General features: G+C 64.2%; 23 protein-coding genes. 14 read left to right on the forward strand and 9 right to left on the reverse strand.

Annotated features, from left to right (window positions below; translation table 11 throughout):
* The first annotated feature begins 39 nt into the window (after positions 1–39).
* The 3 genes from tesB (at position 40) to JN302_RS10280 (ending at position 2974) form a co-directional block, all read left to right on the forward strand.
* A complete protein-coding gene (tesB, locus tag JN302_RS10270) occupies positions 40–912 on the forward strand; it encodes an acyl-CoA thioesterase II (protein WP_202311883.1) in 873 nt (290 codons plus the stop codon).
* 220 nt (positions 913–1132) lie between these two features.
* Positions 1133–1471 (forward strand): P-II family nitrogen regulator, encoded by a 339-nt coding sequence (locus JN302_RS10275; RefSeq protein WP_202311885.1) that lies wholly within the window; start codon positions 1133–1135, stop codon positions 1469–1471.
* 87 nt (positions 1472–1558) lie between these two features.
* Positions 1559–2974 carry an ammonium transporter gene (locus JN302_RS10280; RefSeq protein ID WP_244846277.1) on the forward strand — a complete coding sequence of 472 codons (1416 nt, stop codon included), beginning with the start codon at positions 1559–1561 and terminating at the stop codon, positions 2972–2974.
* 93 nt (positions 2975–3067) lie between these two features.
* Here the strand turns inward: JN302_RS10280 and JN302_RS10285 are convergent, their stop codons facing one another.
* Positions 3068–3376 (reverse strand): hypothetical protein, encoded by a 309-nt coding sequence (locus tag JN302_RS10285; RefSeq protein WP_202311889.1) that lies wholly within the window; start codon positions 3374–3376, stop codon positions 3068–3070.
* A 1046-nt stretch (positions 3377–4422) separates the two neighbouring features.
* Between JN302_RS10285 and JN302_RS10290 the strand changes: the two genes are divergently transcribed.
* On the forward strand, positions 4423–4590 hold the full coding sequence (locus JN302_RS10290; protein WP_202311891.1) for a hypothetical protein: 168 nt from the start codon (positions 4423–4425) through the stop codon (positions 4588–4590).
* A gap of 42 nt (positions 4591–4632) precedes the next feature.
* Here the strand turns inward: JN302_RS10290 and JN302_RS10295 are convergent, their stop codons facing one another.
* Genes JN302_RS10295 through JN302_RS10315 form a run of 5 tightly spaced genes read right to left on the reverse strand, consistent with a single transcriptional unit; the run spans position 4633 to position 9105 of the window.
* Positions 4633–5352: a ribonuclease activity regulator RraA gene (locus JN302_RS10295; RefSeq protein ID WP_202332790.1), complete on the reverse strand. Its 720-nt coding sequence runs from the start codon at positions 5350–5352 to the stop codon at positions 4633–4635.
* Between the two features lie 24 nt (positions 5353–5376).
* Positions 5377–6162: an SDR family oxidoreductase gene (locus JN302_RS10300; RefSeq protein ID WP_202334247.1), complete on the reverse strand. Its 786-nt coding sequence runs from the start codon at positions 6160–6162 to the stop codon at positions 5377–5379.
* Positions 6163–6211: 49 nt separating this feature from the next.
* Entirely contained in the window at positions 6212–7429 is a 1218-nt protein-coding gene (locus tag JN302_RS10305; protein ID WP_202332791.1) for a pyridoxal phosphate-dependent aminotransferase, read from the reverse strand.
* Between the two features lie 33 nt (positions 7430–7462).
* Positions 7463–7891: a RidA family protein gene (locus JN302_RS10310; RefSeq protein WP_202311897.1), complete on the reverse strand. Its 429-nt coding sequence runs from the start codon at positions 7889–7891 to the stop codon at positions 7463–7465.
* Positions 7888–9105, reverse strand: coding sequence for a pyridoxal phosphate-dependent aminotransferase (locus JN302_RS10315; RefSeq protein ID WP_202332792.1), 1218 nt, complete (start codon positions 9103–9105; stop codon positions 7888–7890). Before JN302_RS10315 ends, JN302_RS10310 begins: the two co-directional genes overlap by 4 nt.
* 124 nt (positions 9106–9229) lie before the next feature.
* Here JN302_RS10315 and JN302_RS10320 point away from each other — a divergent pair, with 124 nt between their 5' ends.
* Complete coding sequence (locus JN302_RS10320; protein WP_202332793.1) at positions 9230–10099, forward strand: LysR substrate-binding domain-containing protein; 870 nt, start codon at positions 9230–9232, stop codon at positions 10097–10099.
* Position 10100: 1 nt separating this feature from the next.
* On the opposite strand, the gene JN302_RS10325 is transcribed toward JN302_RS10320, so the two are convergent.
* The 3 genes from JN302_RS10325 to JN302_RS10335 are packed head-to-tail and all read right to left on the reverse strand — an operon-like array spanning position 10101 to position 12675.
* Entirely contained in the window at positions 10101–11024 is a 924-nt protein-coding gene (locus JN302_RS10325) for a dihydrodipicolinate synthase family protein (protein ID WP_202311900.1), read from the reverse strand.
* Positions 11025–11035: 11 nt separating this feature from the next.
* Positions 11036–11893 (reverse strand): D-amino-acid transaminase, encoded by an 858-nt coding sequence (locus JN302_RS10330; protein WP_202311901.1) that lies wholly within the window; start codon positions 11891–11893, stop codon positions 11036–11038.
* Positions 11894–11904: 11 nt separating this feature from the next.
* Positions 11905–12675 (reverse strand): LamB/YcsF family protein, encoded by a 771-nt coding sequence (locus tag JN302_RS10335; RefSeq protein ID WP_202311902.1) that lies wholly within the window; start codon positions 12673–12675, stop codon positions 11905–11907.
* A 179-nt stretch (positions 12676–12854) separates the two neighbouring features.
* On the opposite strand from JN302_RS10335, the gene JN302_RS10340 reads away from it, so the two are divergent.
* The 9 genes from JN302_RS10340 (at position 12855) to JN302_RS10380 (ending at position 21175) form a co-directional block, all read left to right on the forward strand.
* Positions 12855–13835: a TRAP transporter substrate-binding protein gene (locus tag JN302_RS10340; protein WP_202332794.1), complete on the forward strand. Its 981-nt coding sequence runs from the start codon at positions 12855–12857 to the stop codon at positions 13833–13835.
* Positions 13836–13975: 140 nt separating this feature from the next.
* Positions 13976–14467 (forward strand): TRAP transporter small permease subunit, encoded by a 492-nt coding sequence (locus tag JN302_RS10345; RefSeq protein WP_244846278.1) that lies wholly within the window; start codon positions 13976–13978, stop codon positions 14465–14467.
* 11 nt (positions 14468–14478) lie between these two features.
* Complete coding sequence (locus JN302_RS10350) at positions 14479–15780, forward strand: TRAP transporter large permease (protein WP_202332796.1); 1302 nt, start codon at positions 14479–14481, stop codon at positions 15778–15780.
* Positions 15781–15853: 73 nt separating this feature from the next.
* Positions 15854–16585, forward strand: a complete 732-nt coding sequence (pxpB, locus tag JN302_RS10355; protein WP_202311910.1) for a 5-oxoprolinase subunit PxpB — start codon at positions 15854–15856, stop codon at positions 16583–16585.
* Positions 16582–17637, forward strand: a complete 1056-nt coding sequence (locus JN302_RS10360; RefSeq protein ID WP_202311912.1) for a 5-oxoprolinase subunit C family protein — start codon at positions 16582–16584, stop codon at positions 17635–17637. Before pxpB ends, JN302_RS10360 begins: the two co-directional genes overlap by 4 nt.
* Entirely contained in the window at positions 17585–18307 is a 723-nt protein-coding gene (locus JN302_RS10365) for a GntR family transcriptional regulator (protein ID WP_244846279.1), read from the forward strand. The genes JN302_RS10360 and JN302_RS10365 overlap by 53 nt, the downstream gene beginning before the upstream one ends.
* Positions 18304–19257: a hydroxyacid dehydrogenase gene (locus tag JN302_RS10370; protein ID WP_202332797.1), complete on the forward strand. Its 954-nt coding sequence runs from the start codon at positions 18304–18306 to the stop codon at positions 19255–19257. The genes JN302_RS10365 and JN302_RS10370 overlap by 4 nt, the downstream gene beginning before the upstream one ends.
* On the forward strand, positions 19254–20543 hold the full coding sequence (locus JN302_RS10375; RefSeq protein WP_202332798.1) for a hydantoinase/carbamoylase family amidase: 1290 nt from the start codon (positions 19254–19256) through the stop codon (positions 20541–20543). Before JN302_RS10370 ends, JN302_RS10375 begins: the two co-directional genes overlap by 4 nt.
* A complete protein-coding gene (locus JN302_RS10380; protein WP_202332799.1) occupies positions 20540–21175 on the forward strand; it encodes a GntR family transcriptional regulator in 636 nt (211 codons plus the stop codon). The genes JN302_RS10375 and JN302_RS10380 overlap by 4 nt, the downstream gene beginning before the upstream one ends.
* The last annotated feature ends 5 nt before the right edge of the window (positions 21176–21180 follow it).

Genomic DNA, 21180 nt, shown 5'->3' on the forward strand with positions numbered 1-21180 from the left:
AAACCGGCCCGTCCGTTCTCTCAACCAAAAGGGCGAACCATGTCGGCCGCCATGCAAGAGTTGCTTGCCATACTCGACCTCGAGGAACTCGAACACAACCTTTATCGTGGTCGCAGCCCGAAGGTGAACTGGCAGCGTGTCTTCGGCGGCCAGACCATCGCGCAGGCGCTGGTCGCCGCGCAGCGCACCGTCGAGCCCGACCGGCGCGTCCATTCGCTGCACGGCTATTTCATGCTGCCGGGCGACACCACGGTGCCGATCGTCTATCAGGTCGACCGTATCCGCGACGGCGGCTCCTTCACCACGCGGCGCGTCGTCGCCGTCCAGCACGGCCAGGCGATCTTCTCGCTGGAGGCTTCTTTCCAGGTCGAGGAGAAGGGTCTCGAGCATCAGTTCGCCATGCCCGACGACGTCCCGCCGCCGGACAGCCTGAAGTCGCAGCGCGAATTGCTCGAACAGGCCGAGAACGTGCCGGAGAATATCCGCCGCTTCTGGGCGCGGGAGCGGCCGCTGGATATGCGGCCGGTCAATGTCGATCACTATACCAGCCGCGAGAAGCTGCCGCCGAGGCAGAACATCTGGCTGCGCACCACCGGGCCGGTGCCCGCCGATCGCACAATGCAGGCGGCCGTGCTTGCCTACCTCTCGGATATGACGCTGCTGGACACCTCGACCTTCGCGCATGGCCGCGCGGTGTTCGACCGGGATCTGCAGGTGGCGAGCCTCGATCACGCAATGTGGTTCCACCGTCCGCATCTGCTCGACGGCTGGCTTCTCTACACGCAGGATAGCCCCTCGTCGTCGGGCGCGCGAGGCTTCACCCGCGGCGCCATCTATGCCGAGGACGGCACGTTGATCGCCTCGGTGGCGCAGGAAGGCCTGATCCGCCTGAGGACCCCGCCCTCAAACTAGGCAATTCTGAAAATTTGCATAATTTTTGTGCATGTTGGACATGGCGATGGCGTGGGCCGTAGCCACAAGCAGCCTTTTTTCCGTTCAATTGCAAAGCCTTGAGCGACGATTCCGGCAACTGGCACGGAGCTTGAATCCCTTGTTGCACGCTCCGTCGCCTTCGGGTGGTCGGAGATGCCACGACCAATCGCGGGACCCGCAGAACAACAAGGGTGAACCAATGAAAATCGTGATGGCAATCATCAAGCCGTTCAAGCTCGACGAGGTGCGCGAGGCGCTCACCGCCGTCGGGATCCAGGGCCTGACCGTCACCGAAGTGAAAGGCTACGGCCGCCAGAAGGGCCATACGGAGATCTACCGCGGCGCCGAATATGCCGTGAGCTTCCTGCCAAAACTCAAGATCGAGGTCGCCGTCGCCGCCGACCTCGTCGACAAGGCCGTCGAGGCGATCACCAACGCCGCCAAGACCGGACAGATCGGCGACGGGAAGATCTTCGTCTTCGGGATCGACCAGGCGGTGCGCATCCGCACCGGCGAAACCGATACCGACGCCCTCTAGCTTGCTGTTTCCGCGCCCGACTTCCCGAGGCGGATGTCCGCTCCGGGCCGATGCGGCAGCCGCCATTCCGCCTTCATGGAGATATCGATGAGATTAGATGCTTCACCTTTCGCGCCGCCGGCGCGGACCGCCCTTGCGGGCCTGTTCTTTCTTGGGGCGCTCGGCACCGTCACCGCCTTCGCCCAGGAGGCCGCGCCGGCCGCCGCAGCGGCGCCGGTCCCCGACAAGGGCGACACGGCCTGGATGCTGGTCTCGACCATCCTCGTCATCCTGATGACCATTCCGGGCCTCGCCCTCTTCTACGGCGGCCTGGTTCGTGCCAAGAATGTGCTGTCGGTGCTGATGCAGGTGTTCGCCGGCTTTGCCATGATCGCGCTTCTGTGGGTCGCCTACGGCTATTCGCTCGCCTTCACCGGCGCCGGCACGGCCGAGGAAGCGACCGCGCTGACCCCCTTCATCGGCGGCCTGAGCAAGGTCTTCCTGGCGGGCGTCGGACCGTCGTCCCTGGCCGAGACCTTCTCGGAGGGTGTCTTCATCCCGGAACTCACCTTCGTCGTGTTCCAGCTCACTTTCGCGGCCATCACGCCGGCGCTCATCATCGGCGCGGTCGCCGAACGCATGCGCTTCGGTTCGGTGATGTTCTTCCTGGCGCTGTGGTTCACCTTTGCCTATCTGCCGATCGCCCATATGGTCTGGTGGTGGGGCGGCCCGAGCGCGGCCTCGGCGCCCACGGGCTATCTCTTCGGCATCGGCGCGCTCGATTTCGCCGGCGGCACGGTGGTGCACATCAATTCCGGTGTCGCCGGCCTCGTAGCGGCGCTGGTGGTCGGCCCGCGTGTCGGCTTCCTGAAGGAGAACATGGCCCCGCATAACCTGACGTTCACGCTGATCGGCGCCTGCCTGCTGTGGGTCGGCTGGTTCGGCTTCAATGCCGGCTCCAACCTCGAAGCCAACGGCCTGACCGCGCAGGCGCTGCTCAACACGATCACCGCTACGTCGGCCGCAGCCCTTGCCTGGTCGATCGTCGAGCGAATCACCCGCGGCCATGCGAGCCTCTTGGGTGCGGCTTCGGGCGCCGTCGCCGGCCTCGTCGCGATCACGCCCGCAGCCGGCCTCGCCGGCACCGGCGGCGCGATCCTGCTCGGCGCGGTGGCCGGTGCGGTCTGCCTGTGGGCGGTGGTCTCGCTGAAGCCGATGCTGAAATACGACGATTCGCTCGACGTCTTCGGCATCCACGGCGTCGGCGGCATCGTCGGGGCGCTGGGCACCGCGATCGTCGCGGCGCCCGCCCTCGGCGGCTTCGGACCCGGCGCGGAGGACTACTCGATCGCGGGGCAGTTCGGCACGCAGTTCTGGGCGGTCATCGTCGCCGTCGTCTGGTCGGCGGTCGTCGCCTTCGTGGCGCTGCAGATCGTGAAGGCGGTGATGGGCCTTCGGCTGCCTGAGGCCGGCGAGCGCGAAGGGCTCGACATCACGTCGCATGGCGAACGCGCCTACAACTGATCGTCCATCGACGGGGCGGCGACCCAACCGCCGCCCTGTCCTTCAATTATCCTCCCTGACCCGGCTTCGGCCGGGTTCTTTTTTGTCGGCAACTCAGCGCGCGACGAACCTCGACGAGGAGAAGCACCTTTTCACCGGGCAATATTTCATATCCGAAGTCGGGACGCCGGCTGGGGAAAGCACGCTGCCGTCAGGGCAGTATTGCTGGCCGCTGGCATAGTGATCGTAGATCGGCAAGCCGAGTACGCGGGACGAACGATAACTGAGGATCGCCAAGCCGTCGGCTGCGATGCGTGCCTGCACCTGCGCGCAGGTCATCTGCGTGACGTCGTAGCGTGACGCGGCGGCTGCATCGAAAACGGTGAATGAGAGAAAAATCGCGACAGGCAGAAACGGCTTCATACATCAAGGTCCGTACTCAAGAGCGCCGATCATGCGCGAAAAACGATTGCACGCGCAATGCCTTGTCACTGCGGCGCCGGGCAATTGCCACCGCTGGGCGATGACCGGAAGAGATGCCGGGCCTGTAAGTCTTGCGGGGGAGAAAAGCGGAGAAAGCCGCCCGGCTCATCCCGGGCGGCCTTCACGACCTGCCGGGTTGGGGAGGACAGCAGGTCGTGAGACAGAGACTAGGTCGGCAGCGTGAATTCAGCGTGACCTAGCGGAAGCTTAAGGCCTACCCCTTATGATCAGGTATCCTCCGCCAATCGGAGCAGTCGACTCTCCGGTAGGCGACTTTGGAAGGTGGGCGAGCCGCGAGACCATAACGGTGCAATGGCGGCGCGCATGACCAAGGGGCCGGCTTGCGGCTGGCCGCTTCCGGGCAATCGCTTTCCCGTCTTCCCGATGATCCGTGCAAAGGGGCTCCGCGATCGATTGCTCGACCGATCGGGCAACAGGACAATTGCCGTGCCGCCTGAACGCGTCGCCCACGGCGCCTTTGAGGGACTTCTCGACCTCGTCGCGTGGCGACACGCTCCAGGGATCGTCAGCCGGAGCACCTTGGCTGGCACCTCAGGCAGCGGCTTTGGATTTGAGCGGCGGCTTCGCCGTCTTGGACGCGCCATCCGGGCTAGGCGACGGCGCCTCTCTGGTGTCGCGAGGAGGGTGCGCCTTGTGCCCCGACGGCGGCTAAGCCGCGGCTTGCGGTTTTCCGCGGCTTCCTGAGAAAAATCGTCTCGCGGGTCAGGACCACTCGCGGCCATGAGTTTGCGAGCGCCGAGTTCGTAGGCAGTCTTGTCGGGCATCGCCAGTACTCCGGTTTCGATCGAGTCAACCGGCTGTGACGCTTCTGGTTCCGGGCTCCTTGAGCGACGGAGCCGCTATCGTCAGCGCTACCCCTCCGACCAGCCGGCGTCCTCCAGAACTCAAGCATCCATGCGCTTGTCGGGCGTCAGGAATGGTGTGAGTATTCCGTCCGAATATCGTGATTGCGATGGAGAGGTGCCATGCAACTTCATCAACGCGGCGTCGATCTCCTGGTCAACGTGATGGATGCCGCCGACCACGTCGAAGTGCTCACACACGATGAAATCCGTCGTTTGCTCAAGGAAGTCGCGGAGGTCATGAGTCTCATTCTCGAGCGCGACGCAGAAGTTGCGCTCAAAGAACAATAATCGAACGACCTTCGATCCTGCGGGGACGTTTGAGCTGGATCGCTACCTAACCTGGGCCTTGAAGGCGGCGTAGCGCGCCTTGTTCTCCTCGTTCGGCGGATAAAGACCTGGTAGCGCCACGCCTTCGTCCACCCGGCTCATGATCCAGCCTTCCAGCCGTTCCTGCTCGATGGACTCTTCGGTCACCGCTTCGACCAGGCCGGCGGGGATCAGCACCGCGCCGTCATCGTCGATCACGATCATGTCGCCGGGGAAGACGGCCACGCCGCCGCAGCCGATCGGCTCTTGCCAGTTGACGAAGGTGAGGCCCGCCACCGAAGGCGGAGCAGCGACACCGCTGCACCAGACCGGCAGGCCGGTGGCGCGCACGCCCGCCACGTCGCGCACGACACCGTCGGTCACCAGCGCGGCCACGCCGCGCTTCCGCATGCGCGCGCAAAGGATGTCGCCGAAGATGCCTGCGTCGGTGACGCCCATCGCATCGACCACGGCGACGCAGCCCTCGGGCATGGCTTCGATCGCGGCGCGGGTCGAGATCGGCGAGGACCAGCTCGCCGGCGTTGCCAGATCCTCGCGCGCGGGCACGAAGCGCAGCGTAAAGGCGCGGCCGACGATACGCGGCTGGCCGGGGTTGAGCGGTGCCGCGCCCCGCAGCCAGACATTGCGCAGGCCCTTCTTGAGCAGCACCGTGGTCAGGGTCGCCGTGGTTACCTTGGACAAGGCCTCGATGAGTGCCTGATCATTGTTTGTATCGACGGTCATGAATGTCTCCTCGGGAATTCGGTATCAGATGCTGGCGATCAGGCCGCCATCCACGCGCACGGTGCTGCCGGTGATATAGGCCGCGCGCGTGCTGGCAAGGAAGGTGACGGCGTCGGCATATTCTTCGGACTGGCCATAGCGCCCGACGGGGATGGCGGCGACGCTCTCGGCGGCCACTTCCGCAACGCTGCGGTTTTCGCGTTCGGCTTTCTGCTTGTCCAGGAAGGTGATGCGCGACGTGGCGATGCGGCCCGGCAGGATGATGTTGGCTGTGATACCGTCGCGGCCCACCTCGCGCGCGAGCGTCTTGGACCAGCCCACAAGCGCAACGCGCAGCGAATTGGAAAGGCCGAGATTGGGGATCGGCGCGACCACGCCCGAGGAAGTGGAGGTGATGATGCGTCCCCATTTACGCTCACGCATGCCGGGCAGCACCCGGTCGGTGATCGCAATCACGGACAGGACCATGGCCTCGAAGCTCTGCCGCCACAGAGCGGCGTCCTGGCCCGACACAGTGGAGGGCTTCGGCCCGCCCGTGTTGTTGACGAGAATGTCCACGTCTCCAAGCTCCGCCTCGATCCGGGCAACGTTCGGCTCGATCACGGCAAGGTCGCCGAGGTCCCATTCAAGGGCGAGTGCAACGCCACCCTGAGCACGGATCACCGTTGCCGTGGCCTCTGCCGCCGCGAGATCTATGTCGCCGAGTGCGACCTTGACGCCTTCGCGCGCGAGCGCCTGCGCGATGGCGCCGCCGAGGCCGCCGCCCGCGCCCAGAACCAATGCCGTCTTTCCCCTGATTCCAAGATCCATCACCTAATCCGTTCCTTGTCAGTGTCGTCGGGTTTGGGGCGGCTCGATCTCACGACAGCCTGTCGCAAGCCGACCTGATGCGGGTGCAGGCCGCTTCCAGCTTCTCGGTCGCCGTGGCGAAGGAGATGCGGAAATAGGGAGCAAGCCCGAAAGCGCTGCCGGGCACGGCGGCGACGCCGGCTTCCTCAAGCAGCCACATGACGAAATCCGTATCGGTCGCGATGATCTTTCCGTCCGGGCGCTTGCGGCCGATCATCCCGGCGCAGGAGGGGAAGAGATAGAAAGCCCCGACCGGCTTGATGCAGCTCAACCCCTCAATGGAATTGAAAGCCTCGAGGCAGAGGTCACGCCGCTGGCGGAAGGTTTCGTTGCGGGCGGACAGGAAATCCATCGGCCCGTTCAGCGCCGCGACCGCCGCTGCCTGGCTCACTGAACTCGGGTTCGAGGTGCTTTGCGACTGCAAGGTGGCCATGGCCTTGATGATATCTGCCGGGCCGCCGGCAAAGCCGATGCGCCAGCCCGTCATTGAATAGGCCTTCGACACGCCGTTGCAGGTCAGAGTGCGGTTCATGAGCTGGGGCTCGACGGCGGCAATGGTCGCGAATTCCCATCCGTCATAGCGGATATGCTCGTACATGTCGTCGGTCATGACGAGGATGCGGGGGAATTCCAGCAGCACCTCGGCCAGTGACTTGAGATGCGCGGCCGAATAACCGGCGCCGGTCGGGTTCGACGGTGAATTGAGGATCAGCCATTTGGTGCGCCGCGTTATCGCGGCGCGCAGCGCCTTCGCCGTCAGCAGGAAATTGTCTTCCTCGGGACAGGGCACGGTGACAGGCACGCCGCCAGCAAGACGCACCATGTCCGGATAGGAAACCCAGTAGGGCGCTGGGACGATCACCTCGTCGCCCTCGTCCAGCGTGGCCAGCAGCGCGTTGTAGAGCACCTGCTTGCCGCCGGTACCGACGCTGACCTGGTCGAGCCCGTAGCTCAGGCTGTTCTCCCGCAGGAATTTCGCGGCCACTGCCTGCTTCAGCTCGGGCGTGCCGTCGACATCGGTGTAGCGGGTCTTCCCCGCTGCGATCGCTGCCTGTCCCGCCACCTGGATATGCTCCGGCGTATCGAAATCGGGTTCGCCCTGCGACAGACCGATGATCTCCTTGCCCTGGCCGCGCAGTTCGGCTGCGAGCCGGGTCATGGCGATGGTGGGCGAAGGCTGAACTGCCTGAAGACGCGAGGAGAGGCGTGGCGCCGAATTGGAGGTCATGTCGTTCTCATGCTTCCCTAGGAGTGGGCCGCATCAGATTGCGGCGATCAACTGGATTTCGACCGGCGCATTGCCGGGAAGTGTCGTGACACCGACGGCGGCACGGCTGCCGATGCCCTCCGGTCCCAGCTCGGAGCGGAGATGCTGCGAGGCGAAATCCGCAAGCTTCGAATGAGCGATGAAGCCTGGCTCGGCCGCGAAATAGACGGTAAGGCTGAGGATCGCGGCGATGTGCTCACCCTCGCCGAGCATGCCGCGGGCGGCGGCAAGCGCGTTGGCGCAGGCCAGAACCACCGCGTCGCGATAATCCTCGACCGACACGTCGGCGCGCACCGGACCCGTGAACATCAGTTTGCCGTTCCGGCGCGGCGTCATGCCCGAGGTGAAGATCAGACCGCCGTGCCGTTTGGCGGGAATATAGTCGCCCTGCGGCACGGGCTGGCCATGCAGAGAGGCGCTCATGCGCGATACCTTTCGACCAGCGAGGCCAGACGCTCCACCGCCGCAACGGCGGCCAGATGATCCTGCGAAAAGTTCAGCCGCACGCTGTCGCCGGTATGCGGGCTGAATTCGGTTCCCGGCGTTACGATCACGCCGGCTTGGAGGCGGAGGATCTTCACGAAATCGGCGTGGGAGACGGAAAGCGCGGGAAGGCGCGGGAAGAGATAGCTGCCGGCCTGCGGTGCGCGGGCGAAAGCCCCCTCGATGCCACGCAGGACCTTGAGCAGATCGTCGCGGATGGCCTGATGCTGGCGGATGCGGTCGTCCATCCAGCCTTCCGGCTCGTCGAACCAACTCCGCAGAACCGCCTGCGAATAGCCTGCCGCGCGCAGGCTGACGATGGCCTGCAATTTTTCCATGCGAGCGATGACGGATTTCGACCCGAAGGCCACGCCGAGGCGGTAGCCGGAGAGCGATTCCGTCTTGGACGGCCCCATGATGGTGACGACGTTTTCCGCGTTGATCGCCTGCGCGCGCAGATGCGTGTAGGTGACGCGCGTATAGTGCAGGCGCGAATAGAGCTGGTCGGCGATGACGGTCGCGCCGTATTTACCGGCCAGCGCCGCGATCTGCCTGACTTCCTCGGCGGAGTAGACAACGCCTGCTGGATTGTTCGGGTTGGAGAAGAGGAAGACCTTCGCCCCCGCCTTGAAGGCGTCTTCGAGCCCGCTGAGGTCGAGCCCGGCGCGGCTTTCATCAGCGCTCACATAGTCGAGTTGGACCGGGAGCATCTCGCCCTCGAAGAACTCAACAAGCTTGCGATTGGCGAAGTAATCCGGCTGAACGATGGCGACCTTGTCGCCGCGTGACACGGTTGCCGCCACGGCGAGGAACAACGCGCCTTGCGTGCCGGGCGTGATGATCATGCCGTCGCGGCCATCGACAGGCGCGCCGGTGAAGGCGGCTAACCGCCCGGCGACCAGTTCGCGAATGCCGATGTCGCCGCGATATTCGGTATAGGCCTGCGCGCCTCCGAGCGCGACGCCGGCCGAAAACAATTCGAAGGAGCCGGGCGTCGGCTCATGTGCGTCAACGTCGCCATGCGAGAAATCGACCGGACGCCCTTCGATCGCCGCGCCGCGCAGCAGGCTTTCGATGTCCGATGTCTGTTGTCGGACTTCCTGGCCGGGCGCATTGTCCGTGCCCAGCTTCTTGAATTTGGCTTCGATCGACATTCCGGTTCCTCGGGGAAAGGCGTGTATGGGCGGACCGGCGTCCGTCGCGGCGGCGACTTTATGCGCCGAAAAGAAACGACAAAATCTGGTCTTTTGTAGTTTTAGAAGATAGAAAAACTATCTTATGGACATTCGTTTTCTCGAAAGTTTCGTCACGGTCGCGGATTATGGCTCAATCGCCGAGGCGGCGCGCCGGCTGAACGTGACGCCCGCCGCATTGGCGCAGCGTCTGCGCACGCTGGAACAGGATCTCGGTCATTCGCTTGTGACACGCGTAGGGCGCACGGTGCGCCCGACCGCCGCGGGCCTGGCAGTGCTGCGACATGCCCGCAACCTGATCGAGAGTGCGCGCGACCTGCGCGCCATTGCAGCCAATGACGAGCCAGCCGGTCTGCTCCGGCTCGGTGCGACCGCGACATCGCTGACAGGGCTTTTGCCCGATATCATCTCGCGGTTGAGGGCGCGCCATCCGAGGATCGAATATTTCATCCGGCCGGATTCATCGGTCGATCTCTATCACGGTGTTCTGGCGGGGGAACTCGACGCTGCCGTGATCGTGCAGCCGCAGTTCCCGATCCCGAAATCGACCGGCTGGCTGACGCTCCGGGAAGAACCTCTGGTGCTGATCGCGCCCGAGAAGACGGAACTGGGCGATCTCCACGCGGTGATCGCGCACCATCCCTTCATCCGCTATGACCGCAACCAGTGGGGCGGACAGATCGTCGATCGATACCTGCGCGAGCATTCGCTGAGCGTGCGGGAATGGCTGGAACTCGATGCGCTCGACGCGATCGCGGCACTTGTGAGCCGCGGGCTTGGCGTAGCCATCGTGCCGGACTGGGCGCCGCCATGGCCGGAGGGCCTGAAATTGCAGAAGCGCCATCTGCCAAAAGGCGGCGTGCGCCAGACCGGCGTTCTCTGGAACCGGTCCGGCGCGCGGATCGCGGCCGTGCGGGCCTTCGTCGATATTTGCGGCGGCGAGTCCGCGGAGTAAGTCAGGCCAGCCGGATTTCCAGCCGCGCCATCAGCCTTTCGACTTCAGCAATGTCAACTGCCGAAAGCTTCGGTCCCGGCGCGCGGGTCGCGGCCGAGGCGATCGCGCCGCGCCGCATCAGTATATATTTGCGCACCGCGAGACCGAATCCGGGCTGCTGCTCGTGACGCAGGATCGGAAGGTAGCGGTCAAACAGATCCTCGGCTTCGTCTGCCTTGCCGGCGCGATGCAGCGCCACCGTCTTCACCAGCGCCTCGGGAAAGGCGAATCCGGTCATCGCGCCGTCTGCTCCGCGCTGCAATTCCTGCGGCAGATAGAGCCCGCCATTGCCGACGAGGATCGACAGCCGCGCCACGCCAGGCGTTTGCTCCTGCTCGCGCAACTGCGTGATTTTGGTCAAACCCGGCCAATCCTCATGCTTGAGCATGACGATCTGTGCACGGGCTGCCGAAAGGCGCCGGATCAGGCCGGGCGATACCGGCAGGTTGGTCGAAAGCGGGAAGTCCTGGAACACCACCGGCACGTCTGCGCCGAGCGCATCACAGACCGCATGGAAATAGGCTTCGATTCGGTCCTCGCGAGCCGGGCCCGCATTGGGAGCGACCATCACGCCGGCCGCGCCGTGATCCATCGCGTAGCGGCCTAGATCGGCGAGATTGCCGAGCCCCGCATCCGAGACGCCGACGACAACCGGCACATCGCCGGCGCGCTTGGAGACCGTGTCGATGACGGCGCGGCGTTCTTCCGGCGTCATCTTGTTGGCTTCGCCCATCATGCCGAGGATCGTCATGCCGGTGACGCCGTGTCCGACATAGAAATCGACCAGGCGGCGCAGGCTTTCGTGATCCACCGCTCCGTGATCGGTGAACGGCGTCGCGGCGATGATGTAGACGCCGCTGGTTTCACGATCGATTTTCCGAGCCATGTCTTCTCCCCTCAGATCGCCGCGGCGCGGCGCGTTTCGATGTAGTAGCGGCGCAGGTCACGTGTGAGTGCGCCCGGCTTTCCGCCGCCGATGACTGCGCCGTCGATGCGGACCACCGGCACCACGAAGTTGGTTGCGGAAGTGATGAAGGCCTCGCGCGCCGCCACTGCCTCGGCTGGTGTGAAGGGGCGTTCCTCAACGCGGATGCCGTGCTCGGCTGCAAGCTCGAGCACAGAGGCGCGGGTGATGCCCGGCAAAAGCGCATGTGAAAGATCGCGTGTGACCAGGACATCGTCGGCCGTGACGATATGGGATGTCGCCGCGCTGGATTCGGTGACATGCCCGTCTTCGACGAGCCAGGCATCGTCCGCGCCACGTTCCTTGGCCTCCATCTTGGCCATGCAGGGATAGAGAAGCTGGATCGTCTTGATGTCGCGCCGGCCCCAGCGCAGGTCGGGCAGAAGCGCAACCGCGATGCCCTCTTCAGCGGCGCGGTTCTCCAGCACGTTCTTCGCCTGGGTGAACAGTACCAGAGTCGGCGGCGTGCCGGCCGGCGGATAGGCGAAATCGCGGTCGGCGACGCCGCGCGTCAACTGGAGATAGATCATTCCCTGATCCATGCCGTTGCGCGCCACGATCTCTCGGTGCACCGCAAGCAGGCCGTCCTCGTCCAGCGGCAGAACCATGCCCAGTTCGCGTGCCGAGCGCTGCAGGCGTGCCGCATGGCCGGCATAGTCGACCAGCTTGCCGTCGAGCACGCAGGTCACTTCGTAGATACCGTCGGCCATGAGAAAACCGCGGTCGAAAACCGAGACCTTGGCTTCGGACTCCGGCAACCACTCGCCGTTGATGTAGATGATCCTTGTCACGTCCTTATCCTTCAGGCTTTTGCAAAGGGCGCGATCTCGACGCCGTTGTCCTCCAGCGCGGCCCGCAGGGCGCGCGCGATTTCGGTCGCGCCAGGCGTATCGCCATGGACGCAAAGCGTTTCAGGCTCGACCGGCAGCGTCTTGCCGCCGGTCGTCGGGATGCGGCCGTTGAGCACCATCTCCAGCACCTGATCGAGACTTTGCCTCGGATCGTGGATGACCGCGCCCGGCTGGCCGCGCGGGGTCAGTTCCCCCTCATCCGTGTAACTGCGGTCGGCATAGATCTCGCAGGCCACGGGCAGCCCCGCCTTCTCGGCGGCGCGGTAGGTCTCGGAATAGGGCAAGGTAATGAAAGTCAGGCCGGGATCGACTGCGCGGATCGCACTGACACAGAGTGCGGCAAGTTCGGGATCGACCGCCGCCATGTTGCCGAGCGCGCCATGTGTCTTCACATGGGTCATCGGGTGGCCTTCCAGCGCGCACATGCCCTGCATGGCGACGATCTGGAAAATGAGCTGGGTTTCAAGGTCCTCCGGCCGCTCGCCAGAGATGCGGCGACGTCCGAAGCCATAGAGATCGGCGAAGGATGGATGCGCGCCAACGGCCACCCCGTTCTCCTTGGCCATGCGAATCGTCCGGCGCATCACGACCGGGTCGCCGGCATGAAAACCGCAGGCGACATTGGCCGTCGTGACGAGTTTCAGCATCGCGGCATCGTCACCAATCGAATAGGCGCCGAAGCTTTCTCCCATGTCGCAGTTAAGGTCGATTCTTCTGGTCATTCCCGCCTCCTTCGAGCGAATGCCTTTTGATTACAACTTGTTAGCATATTTTCCGAGGTCATTTCCCCGCAACGGATTGACAGGCGGGATTATGATGGCCTTATAATGGATACAGGTGGTGTACCGAAATTACAAGAACATTGGCAACCACTGGCAACATCAAAGGGAACATGATGAAAATGGGAAAACTTGCTACTTTCACCGCTGCCTGCGCGTTCGCAATCTCGACAACGGCTGCATTCGCCGAAACAGCCTGGGACATGTCCGTCGTCTGGCCCGAGGGGAACTTTCACACCCAGAACGCCATGGCTTTCGCCGAGCGCGTCAAGGAAGCGACCGACGGCGAGGTTGTCATCACCGTGCATTCCGGCGGCGCGCTTGGCATCAAGGGCCCGGAAGGCATGGCAGCCGTGCGTGACGGGCTCGTGCCGATCGCCGATATCCTGCTGAACCAGCAGGTCGGTGAGGCTCCGGTGCTGGGCGTTGAGACGCTGCCTTTCCTCGCGCCGACGATGCCTGAGCTTGCGCTCCTGCACAAATTCTATCGGCCCAAGCTGGAGGAAGTCGCGGCCAGCATGAACCAGAAGGTTCTCTACATGGTGCCGTGGCCGGGTCAGGCGGTCTATTCGCCTGACAAGATCGATACACTCGACGACATGAAGGGCCTGACCATTCGTGTCGTGGATGCGAATGGCACGTCCTTCTTCGAGGCACTTGGAGCCACGCCGATCCAGATGCCATGGGGCGAGGTCGTTCCCTCGCTCGCAGCCGGAACCATCAAGGGCGTTACGACGTCGTCCTCCTCCGGCGTTGACGGTGCATTCTGGGAATTCACCAAGAACATGAGCACTTTCAACTGGCAGGCTTCCTCCAATATGGTTTCCGTCAACCTCGACGCCTGGAACGAGTTACCGCTGGAGACCCAGAAGAAGATCGAAGCGGTTGCCGAGCGGATGGAAGGCCAGTTCTGGCTCAACAGCCGCGCCGAGGATGCCAAGAAGATCGCGATGCTGAAGGAGCATGGCATCGACGTGACGGCGCCTTCGTCGGAGCTGAATGCGGCCCTGATGGAAAAGGCGATGCCGTTGTGGGACGAGTTCAAGAAGCGCGTACCTGACGCCGCGCCGATAATCGACGCCTATCTCACGGCCAGAGACTGAGGCTGTTTCGCCGAAACCGGCTGGCTTGGGGTCAGCCGGGACGAAACCCGGTCGCTTGCCGTTGACGCAAGCGGCCGCCTATCGGTCGGATTATTGTTATGACATCTTCCTCTTCTCCTCGGTTTCATGGTCTGATCGCGATGATCGACCGGTTGACCGATCTGGGCAGCATCACCGGCGCGCTGAGCCTGCTCTGCATTCTCATCCTCATCGGCGGCGAGATCGTCGCCCGGAACCTCCTCGGTATCTCCCTTCATTTCTCGTGGGATCTTGCAGGTTATCTGATGGGTGCCTGCTTTCTGCTCTCCAGCGCCGCCGCGATGAAAGGCGGCAGCCACGTTCGCGTCACGGCGCTTCTCGAGACGCTTCCTCCCGCTGTTGCCCGTGCGCTTGAGGTATTCGCCTGTCTGGTGGGCTTCGCGATCTGCGTGACGCTGAGCTGGGCGCTGATCGACATGGCCTGGCTGTCGGGAATGCGCGGCTCGACCGCAGCGACTGCCTTCCGCGTACCGCTGATCTATCCCCAGGCCGTGCTCGCCATCGGCGCCGTGCTTCTGACCTTGCAATGTCTGGCGCAGTTCCTGAGGCTGATGTGCGGCGAAGCGCTCGCGACCGGTCCGGGCCTGGAATAAGGGGCGCGAGGATGGGAAAAATCATTGCCACCCTTCTCGGTCTGATGACGCTGCTTCTGGGCTCGGGCCTGTGGATCGGCCTGGGTCTGATCGGCACTGGCGTCGGCCTGCTGGAATTTTTCCGGCCGAACATGCCGTCGCTGAAGCTGATTGCTCAGCAGACCTGGAACACGGTCGTATCGCCCGAGCTGCTGGCATTGCCGCTGTTCATTCTCATGGCCGAGATCCTGTTCCGAACCAGGATTTCCGAAGCGCTTTTCACGGGCCTCTCGCCCTGGCTTCGGCGCGTGCCCGGCCGGTTGAGCCACCTGACGGTAATGGGCTGCACGCTGTTTGCCTCGGTCTGCGGATCGTCGGCTGCGACGACCGTCACGGTCGGACGCATCACCGCCAAGGAACTGATCGGCCGGGGCTACAATCGCGATCTGGTCACTGGCAGCCTAGCCGGGGCAGGAACGCTGGGCTTCCTGATCCCGCCTTCCACCATCATGATCATCTATGGGGTGATGGCGGAGGAATCGATCCTGCGTCTCTTCATCGCCGGCATTGTGCCGGGTGTCCTGCTGGCGGCCTCCTATATGGGCTATCTCGGCATCCGCGCCTGGCTCAATCCATCGCTGGTTGGCGAGCCGCCGGACCCCACGACATTGTGGGAGAAGCTCGTCGCACTCAAGGATCTGGGGCCGCTCATCCTGCTCATCCTGGGTGTGATGGGCTCCATGTATGGCGGCATCGCCTCGCCGACCGAGGCTGCCGCCGTGGGCGTGGCCGCTTCGATGGCGATCGGCTTCGCGCAGCGTACTTTGGATCTGAAAGGTGTGATGATTGCCGCACGCCAGGCTGCGGAAAGCTGCGCCATGATCGGCCTGATCATGATCGGCGCCATGTTCCTGTCGACCGTCATCGGCTATCTGGGCGTGCCGCGCTTCATCGCCACCGGAATCCAGAGCTGGGGCATGCCGCCGCTTATGCTGGTTGTCGTGCTGCTGGTCTTCTACGTCCTGCTCGGCATGGTCATGGAGGGGCTCGGCATCATTGTCATGACCCTGCCGATCACGTTGCCGCTGGCTCTGTCGGCGGGCTATGACAAGATCTGGTTCGGCATATTCATCGTGATCGTTGTCGAGATGGCGCAGATCACGCCGCCGGTCGGCTTCAACCTGACCGTGATCCAGCGCCTGACAGGCGACAGCATGGGGCGGATCACCCGGGCCACCATGCCGTTCTTCTTCATCATGGCGGCCTTTGTGTTCATCATGGCGCTCTTTCCCGGAATAATCGGGTTCCTGCCCCAGACGGTGCGGGGACAGTGAGAGCGGACCGGCAAACCGATGCGCGGCGGCCCCAGGGTCGCTGCTCCAAACGGAACTGATACTGTGAATACCGATGACCCCGACCATTCTTCCCTGCGGTGATGCCGCGCTCGTGCTGCAGATCGGCGACAAGATCGACGCCGAAGCAAATGCGTGCGTCATTGCATTGGCGGACGAGTTGACGGCCCGCGCGCTGCCCGGGGTGCTGGAGATCGTGCCTACCTATCGCTCGCTGCTCGTGCGTTACAATCCTGGGCAGATCAGGGGCGGCGATCTGGAACAACGGCTGCTCCAAGCCTTTGAACATCCTGCCAATGTGTCAGACCAAGGACGCTTGTGGATCGTGCCTTGCCTTTATGGCGGTGAGGTCGGGCAGGACCTTGACGAACTGGCCGCGACGAAGGGCCTGTCGTCCGAGGAGGTTATCGCGCTGCATTCCGGTGCGGAATACCGCATTTACATGATCGGTTTCGCGCCCGGTTTTGCCTATCTCGGCGGCCTTCCGGAAATCCTCCATACGCCGCGCCTGCTGAAGCCCCGGCAGAACATTCCGGCAGGCGCCATCGGCATAGGCGGCCAGCAGGGCAATATCAACTCCGTGGCTGGCCCGTCGGGATGGCGTTTTATCGGCTGGACGCCGGTGAAGTCATTTGATCCCGAGCGGGCTGAGCCGTTCCTGTTCCGCGCCGGGGATCGCATCCGCTTCCGCCCCATAGGCGAGGAGGAAAGCCGCGATCTTATCGCGCGCTCCGCCGCGGGCGAAATGATCGTTGTCCCGGAGACCACGGGAGGACTGGCGCAATGAGCATCGAAGTCCTCTCCGCCGGGCCGATGCTGACCATACAGGACGCCGGCCGCTTCGGTTTTCGTCATCTCGGCGTGTCGGCCGCCGGCCCGATCGATGCGGCGGCCATGGCGCTGGCCAATGCGCTTTGCGGCAATGACATCGGAGCGGCGGCTCTGGAATTTGCAGGTCCGGGCGGCCGCTTTCGCACGACGCGCGCACTGCGCTTTGCCGTCACAGGCGGACCCTGCGACATCCGTGTCGACAACCGGATCGTCGCTGCCGGCGAAAGTCATCGCCTGTTGCCCGGCGAAACCCTGTCCATAGGCGTGCCCCAGGGCGTGGTCTGGGGTTACATGGCCATTTCGGGGGGCATCGCTTCACCTGTCGTACTGGGGTCGCGCTCCACTCATCTGCGCAGCGGTCTCGGCGGGATCGAGGGGCGTGCCCTGCGTACGGGCGACATACTCCCGCTCGGCCTCGATGACGTCGATGGTCCATGCCTGCGGCCCGCGAGCCCGCTTCAGGGGGCGAGCATTCCTTGCGGCAAGGGACCCATTCGTCTGATCCTCGGCCCGCAACAGGATTACTTCGCGCCTGAGATCATTGCACGGCTGACGGAGGAGGAGTTCACCGTCACACCGCAGCGGGACCGGATGGCCATGGTGCTCGGAGGTGTCGAACTGCCGGCAATGGGCGGACACGACATCGTCTCCGACGGCACAGTGCCGGGCTCGGTTCAGGTGCCCGGTTCGGGTCTCCCGCTGGTTCTTCTCGCGGAAAGCCAGACGACCGGCGGTTATCCGAAGATTGCCACCATCGCGTCGGTCGATCTGGCGCGGCTGGCACAGATGCCGGTAGGCAGCACGCTGCGTTTCGCCATCATAACCCGCGACGAGGGAGAGGAACTCTTGTTGGCGCATCAACGCAATATGCGTGCGGTGCTCGCGGATCTGGTCGCCAAGCCTGAAGGCGATCTGCATTCCGAATATCTTCTCTCATGCGATCTGATCGGTATCTTTGCAGCCGAAGAAATCCTACATCCCGTGTGGTCGCAGCAGGGGGGAGGTTGACATGAGCGGCTCGTATAATCTGGCACGAGAAGCACACAGGCGGATCATCGGCATGATCTTCGAGGGTGCTCTCAAATCCGGCGACGCCCTTCAGGAGGCCGCGCTGGGCGAAGTGCTCGGCATGTCGCGCACGCCCGTCCGCGAAGCGATCAAGCGGATCGAGAGCGAGGGGCTGGCCGCGGCCGAAGGCCGGTTCACGCGCGTGCGCAGCCTGGCCGCTGCGGAGATCGAGGAGATTTTCTTCCTTCGCCTTGAACTGGAGCCATTCACCGCTCGTTCCGCCGTGCGGCTGCCGCCGGCTCAGGTCGATGCGATGGAGGCGCGCATCAGGAAATTGATGGCGGCCGGTCCGGAGATCGATGATCTGCATTGGCAAACCGACGATGATTTCCACGCTTTGCTGGCGCAGGAGGCGGGTAATCGGACCATCGCTTCGACCGTTGCGGCTCTGCGCCGCCGTACCTGCGTCTTCGACCATACCCAGGTGCCGGACCGCTTTCTGAAAGGCTGTGCCGAACATCTCGTGATCCTGGACGCCGTCCGTTCCGGTGAGGCCGATGCAGTCGAAACGGCGATGCGACGCCATCTCGAGAATGCGCGCGACGCAGTGCTTGGCCGTTTGCGGGAGCTTCCAGGCCAACCGCAGGACACGACAGCAGAAACGAAATGAAGTGTCTTGTCATCCAGCCGATTCACGAAGCCGGCCTCTCGAAGCTCCGGCAGAACGGGATCGAACCGGTTTTCTGTCCGGCTCCCGACATGGCAACCGTCGCGCTCCATATTGCGGGCTGCGAGGCGGTCATCACGCGCGATGCCGGACTGGATGCGCGCGCTTTTGAGGCAGGCGACCGGCTGCGCGTGGTGGTGGTGCACGGAACCGGCCATGACCCGGTCGACAAGGCCGCAGCCGCGCGGGCCGGCGTCGTGGTAGCCAATACTCCGGGCGCCAACGCCCGCTCGGTCGCCGAACTGGCGCTCGGGCTTGCGATCGCCGTGGCGCGCCGGATTCCCGCAGCGGACCGTGCCGCGCGCGATAGTCGCAAGGGTTTTCGCGAGTCCGCCAGCTTCACCGAGCTTTCCGGCAAGACAGCGCTTATCCTTGGCTGGGGTGCTATCGGGCGCGATTTCGGACGAATGCTCGACCAGGCTTTCGGGATGCGCGTTCTGGTTCACTCTCCCCGCGCGCCCGAGACGGGCGGCTATGCCCGCGCGTCTAGCCTTGCTGCCGGCCTTGCCGAGGCTGATCTGGTTTCCCTGCACACGCCGCTGCGCGAGGAGACCCGCAACCTGATGGACGCTGCTGCCTTCGCCGCGATGAAGCCGGGAGCGATCCTTGTCAATGTTGCCCGCGCCGGGCTGGTGGATGAGGAAGCGCTGCTGGCCTCGATCGCATCGGGCCATCTTGGCGGGGCAGGGCTCGACGTCTATTCCACTCACGCATCGCAAGGTCCACTGGCGGGATTCGAGAACGTCGTTTTCACGCCCCATCTCGGTGGGACTTCGGACGATGCGCTGCGCCGGGTCGCCGAGGCGGCGGCGGGGCATGTCGTGTCCGCCCTTTCTGGGCGGATGCCTGCGACTACATTGAATCCCGGAGCCTGGGGGGGCGCTTTCGCATGAACGGCACAGCCGCAAGCAAGGTCGCAGCGGACAGCACTTCCCAGGTCGTTCGCGACACCATTGCCCGCGTCCTGTCGCGGGTGAATGCGCTCTCCGAAGACGGGCCGGGCTGGACACGCCCGTCCTACAGCGACCTGGAGAGTCAGGCCCATGCGGTTATCGAGGACGAGGCCCGCGCTCTCGGTCTGGCCGTCAGCCGCGACGCGGCGGGCAATCTCTTCGCCCGCATGAAGGGAAGCGATCCGGCCGCCACGGCACTCTACACCGGCTCGCATCTCGATACCGTCAGCCAGGGCGGCGCCTATGACGGGCAGGCCGGCGTGGCCGGGGCGCTGGCGCTGGTCGCGGCGCTGCGCGCGGGCGGCGCAACCCCGCCGATGGATATCGTCGTCACCGTTACCCGCGCCGAAGAAAGTGTGTGGTTTCCGGTCTCCTATATCGGCTCGCGCGCGGCTCTCGGGCGGCTAGAGCGCGCCGATCTTCAGGCCAGACGCGTCGATACCGGCCGCAGCCTGGCCGATCACATGCGCGAACAGGGGTATGATCCCGAAGCGCTGATGCGGGCCGTCCCGCCCGCTCCGGCGAAATTTCTCGAGTTTCATATCGAGCAGGGACCGACGCTGCATGATGCGAGGGAAGCTTATGCCGTGGTCACCGCGATCCGGGGCGGACTGCGCTATCGCACAGCCAGGGTGCATGGTGCCTGGGCCCATTCGGGCGCAGCACCACGCGAGGGCCGCGCCGATGCGGTGGTGGCGTTTTCCGATCTGGTCATGGCGATGGACCGGATATGGGCGCAAATGCTTGCCGACGGTATCGACCTGACGGTGACTTTCGGCAAGGTCGATGCCGCCAGCCCCGCCCATGCCATGGCAAAGGTGGCAGGAGAACTGGGTTTCTGTCTCGATCTCCGCTCCGCCGACCCGGATGCGCTTGAGGCAGCCGACCGCAAGCTGCGGGCCGAGATCGCCCGGATCGAGAGCGAACGTCCGGGCATCCGTTTCGACCTTGGCGTTCAAAGCCGCAGTCTGCCGGCCCGCCTTTCAGGCGAAATGGCCGACTGGGTGGCCGGCGGGGCCGCACGGCTGGGCGACAATCCGCGCCGTATGCTGTCAGGCGGCGGGCACGACGCAGCCGCCTTCACCACTGCGGGATGGGACAGCGTCATGGTCTTCATCCGCAACTGGAACGGCAGCCACTGTCCTGAGGAGGGCATGGATCAGCACGATCTGGCGCGGGCAGTGGAGGCAGTGCACGCTGCGGTGCTGGAGCTTGCGACACCATGAGCTCGCAAACACTTTCCCAAAACGCCTATCAAAGCATCAAGGACGACATCGCTACGGGCCGGATCGCGCCGAACACCATTCTGTCGGAACGTGATCTCGCCGACAGGCTCGGCATTTCACGCACGCCGCTGCGATCGGCCATGTCCCGACTGGAGCGAGAAAACGTGATCGATCGGCTGGCGAACGGGGCCTTGCTGGTGCGTGCGGTCACGATCGAACAACTGCTCGAAATCGTCCAGCTTCGCCAGATCCTCGAACGATCCGCCGCAGCGCGCGCCGCCGAGTTCGGACCGACACCGGCGCTTCTTGAAGTGCGCGAGGCCATGACGCGTTACCTTGGCGACAGCAGGGCCACCTTCGACGACTTCTGGCGCGATGACGAGTTGTTTCACCTTGGCGTTGCCCTTGCCGCCCGGATGGAGTTGCTGCCTGAACTGCTGGCCGAGCAGCGGGCCATAATCCGGCGCAGCACGATCATCCGCACGCATGACAATTTCGCGGATCAGGCGAAGGAGCATATCGCCGTCATCGACGCCATTGTCGACGGCAATCCCGCAGCCGCCCGCGCGGCCATGTCGCTCCATTTCGATAACATGCGGACGCGAACGCTCGGCTCGCTGTCCAGTCGCTGAAAGAC

The organism is Mesorhizobium sp. L-8-3 (assembly GCF_016756615.1).
Lineage (GTDB): Bacteria > Pseudomonadota > Alphaproteobacteria > Rhizobiales > Rhizobiaceae.

What these genes read in the sequence shown, in the direction of transcription:
- JN302_RS10300 (WP_202334247.1), bottom strand. Translation starts at nt 6,162, where the DNA reads ATGGATCTTGGAATCAGGGGAAAGACGGCATTGGTTCTGGGCGCGGGC.
- JN302_RS10285 (WP_202311889.1), bottom strand. Translation starts at nt 3,376, where the DNA reads ATGAAGCCGTTTCTGCCTGTCGCGATTTTTCTCTCATTCACCGTTTTC.
- JN302_RS10375 (WP_202332798.1), top strand. Translation starts at nt 19,254, where the DNA reads ATGAACGGCACAGCCGCAAGCAAGGTCGCAGCGGACAGCACTTCCCAG.
- JN302_RS10280 (WP_244846277.1), top strand. Translation starts at nt 1,559, where the DNA reads ATGAGATTAGATGCTTCACCTTTCGCGCCGCCGGCGCGGACCGCCCTT.
- JN302_RS10290 (WP_202311891.1), top strand. Translation starts at nt 4,423, where the DNA reads ATGCAACTTCATCAACGCGGCGTCGATCTCCTGGTCAACGTGATGGAT.
- JN302_RS10360 (WP_202311912.1), top strand. Translation starts at nt 16,582, where the DNA reads ATGAGCATCGAAGTCCTCTCCGCCGGGCCGATGCTGACCATACAGGAC.
- JN302_RS10325 (WP_202311900.1), bottom strand. Translation starts at nt 11,024, where the DNA reads ATGGCTCGGAAAATCGATCGTGAAACCAGCGGCGTCTACATCATCGCC.
- JN302_RS10335 (WP_202311902.1), bottom strand. Translation starts at nt 12,675, where the DNA reads ATGACCAGAAGAATCGACCTTAACTGCGACATGGGAGAAAGCTTCGGC.
- JN302_RS10380 (WP_202332799.1), top strand. Translation starts at nt 20,540, where the DNA reads ATGAGCTCGCAAACACTTTCCCAAAACGCCTATCAAAGCATCAAGGAC.
- JN302_RS10345 (WP_244846278.1), top strand. Translation starts at nt 13,976, where the DNA reads ATGATCGACCGGTTGACCGATCTGGGCAGCATCACCGGCGCGCTGAGC.
- JN302_RS10315 (WP_202332792.1), bottom strand. Translation starts at nt 9,105, where the DNA reads ATGTCGATCGAAGCCAAATTCAAGAAGCTGGGCACGGACAATGCGCCC.
- JN302_RS10295 (WP_202332790.1), bottom strand. Translation starts at nt 5,352, where the DNA reads ATGACCGTCGATACAAACAATGATCAGGCACTCATCGAGGCCTTGTCC.
- JN302_RS10350 (WP_202332796.1), top strand. Translation starts at nt 14,479, where the DNA reads ATGGGAAAAATCATTGCCACCCTTCTCGGTCTGATGACGCTGCTTCTG.
- JN302_RS10340 (WP_202332794.1), top strand. Translation starts at nt 12,855, where the DNA reads ATGGGAAAACTTGCTACTTTCACCGCTGCCTGCGCGTTCGCAATCTCG.
- JN302_RS10305 (WP_202332791.1), bottom strand. Translation starts at nt 7,429, where the DNA reads ATGACCTCCAATTCGGCGCCACGCCTCTCCTCGCGTCTTCAGGCAGTT.
- JN302_RS10310 (WP_202311897.1), bottom strand. Translation starts at nt 7,891, where the DNA reads ATGAGCGCCTCTCTGCATGGCCAGCCCGTGCCGCAGGGCGACTATATT.
- tesB (WP_202311883.1), top strand. Translation starts at nt 40, where the DNA reads ATGTCGGCCGCCATGCAAGAGTTGCTTGCCATACTCGACCTCGAGGAA.
- JN302_RS10320 (WP_202332793.1), top strand. Translation starts at nt 9,230, where the DNA reads ATGGACATTCGTTTTCTCGAAAGTTTCGTCACGGTCGCGGATTATGGC.
- JN302_RS10370 (WP_202332797.1), top strand. Translation starts at nt 18,304, where the DNA reads ATGAAGTGTCTTGTCATCCAGCCGATTCACGAAGCCGGCCTCTCGAAG.
- pxpB (WP_202311910.1), top strand. Translation starts at nt 15,854, where the DNA reads ATGACCCCGACCATTCTTCCCTGCGGTGATGCCGCGCTCGTGCTGCAG.
- JN302_RS10275 (WP_202311885.1), top strand. Translation starts at nt 1,133, where the DNA reads ATGAAAATCGTGATGGCAATCATCAAGCCGTTCAAGCTCGACGAGGTG.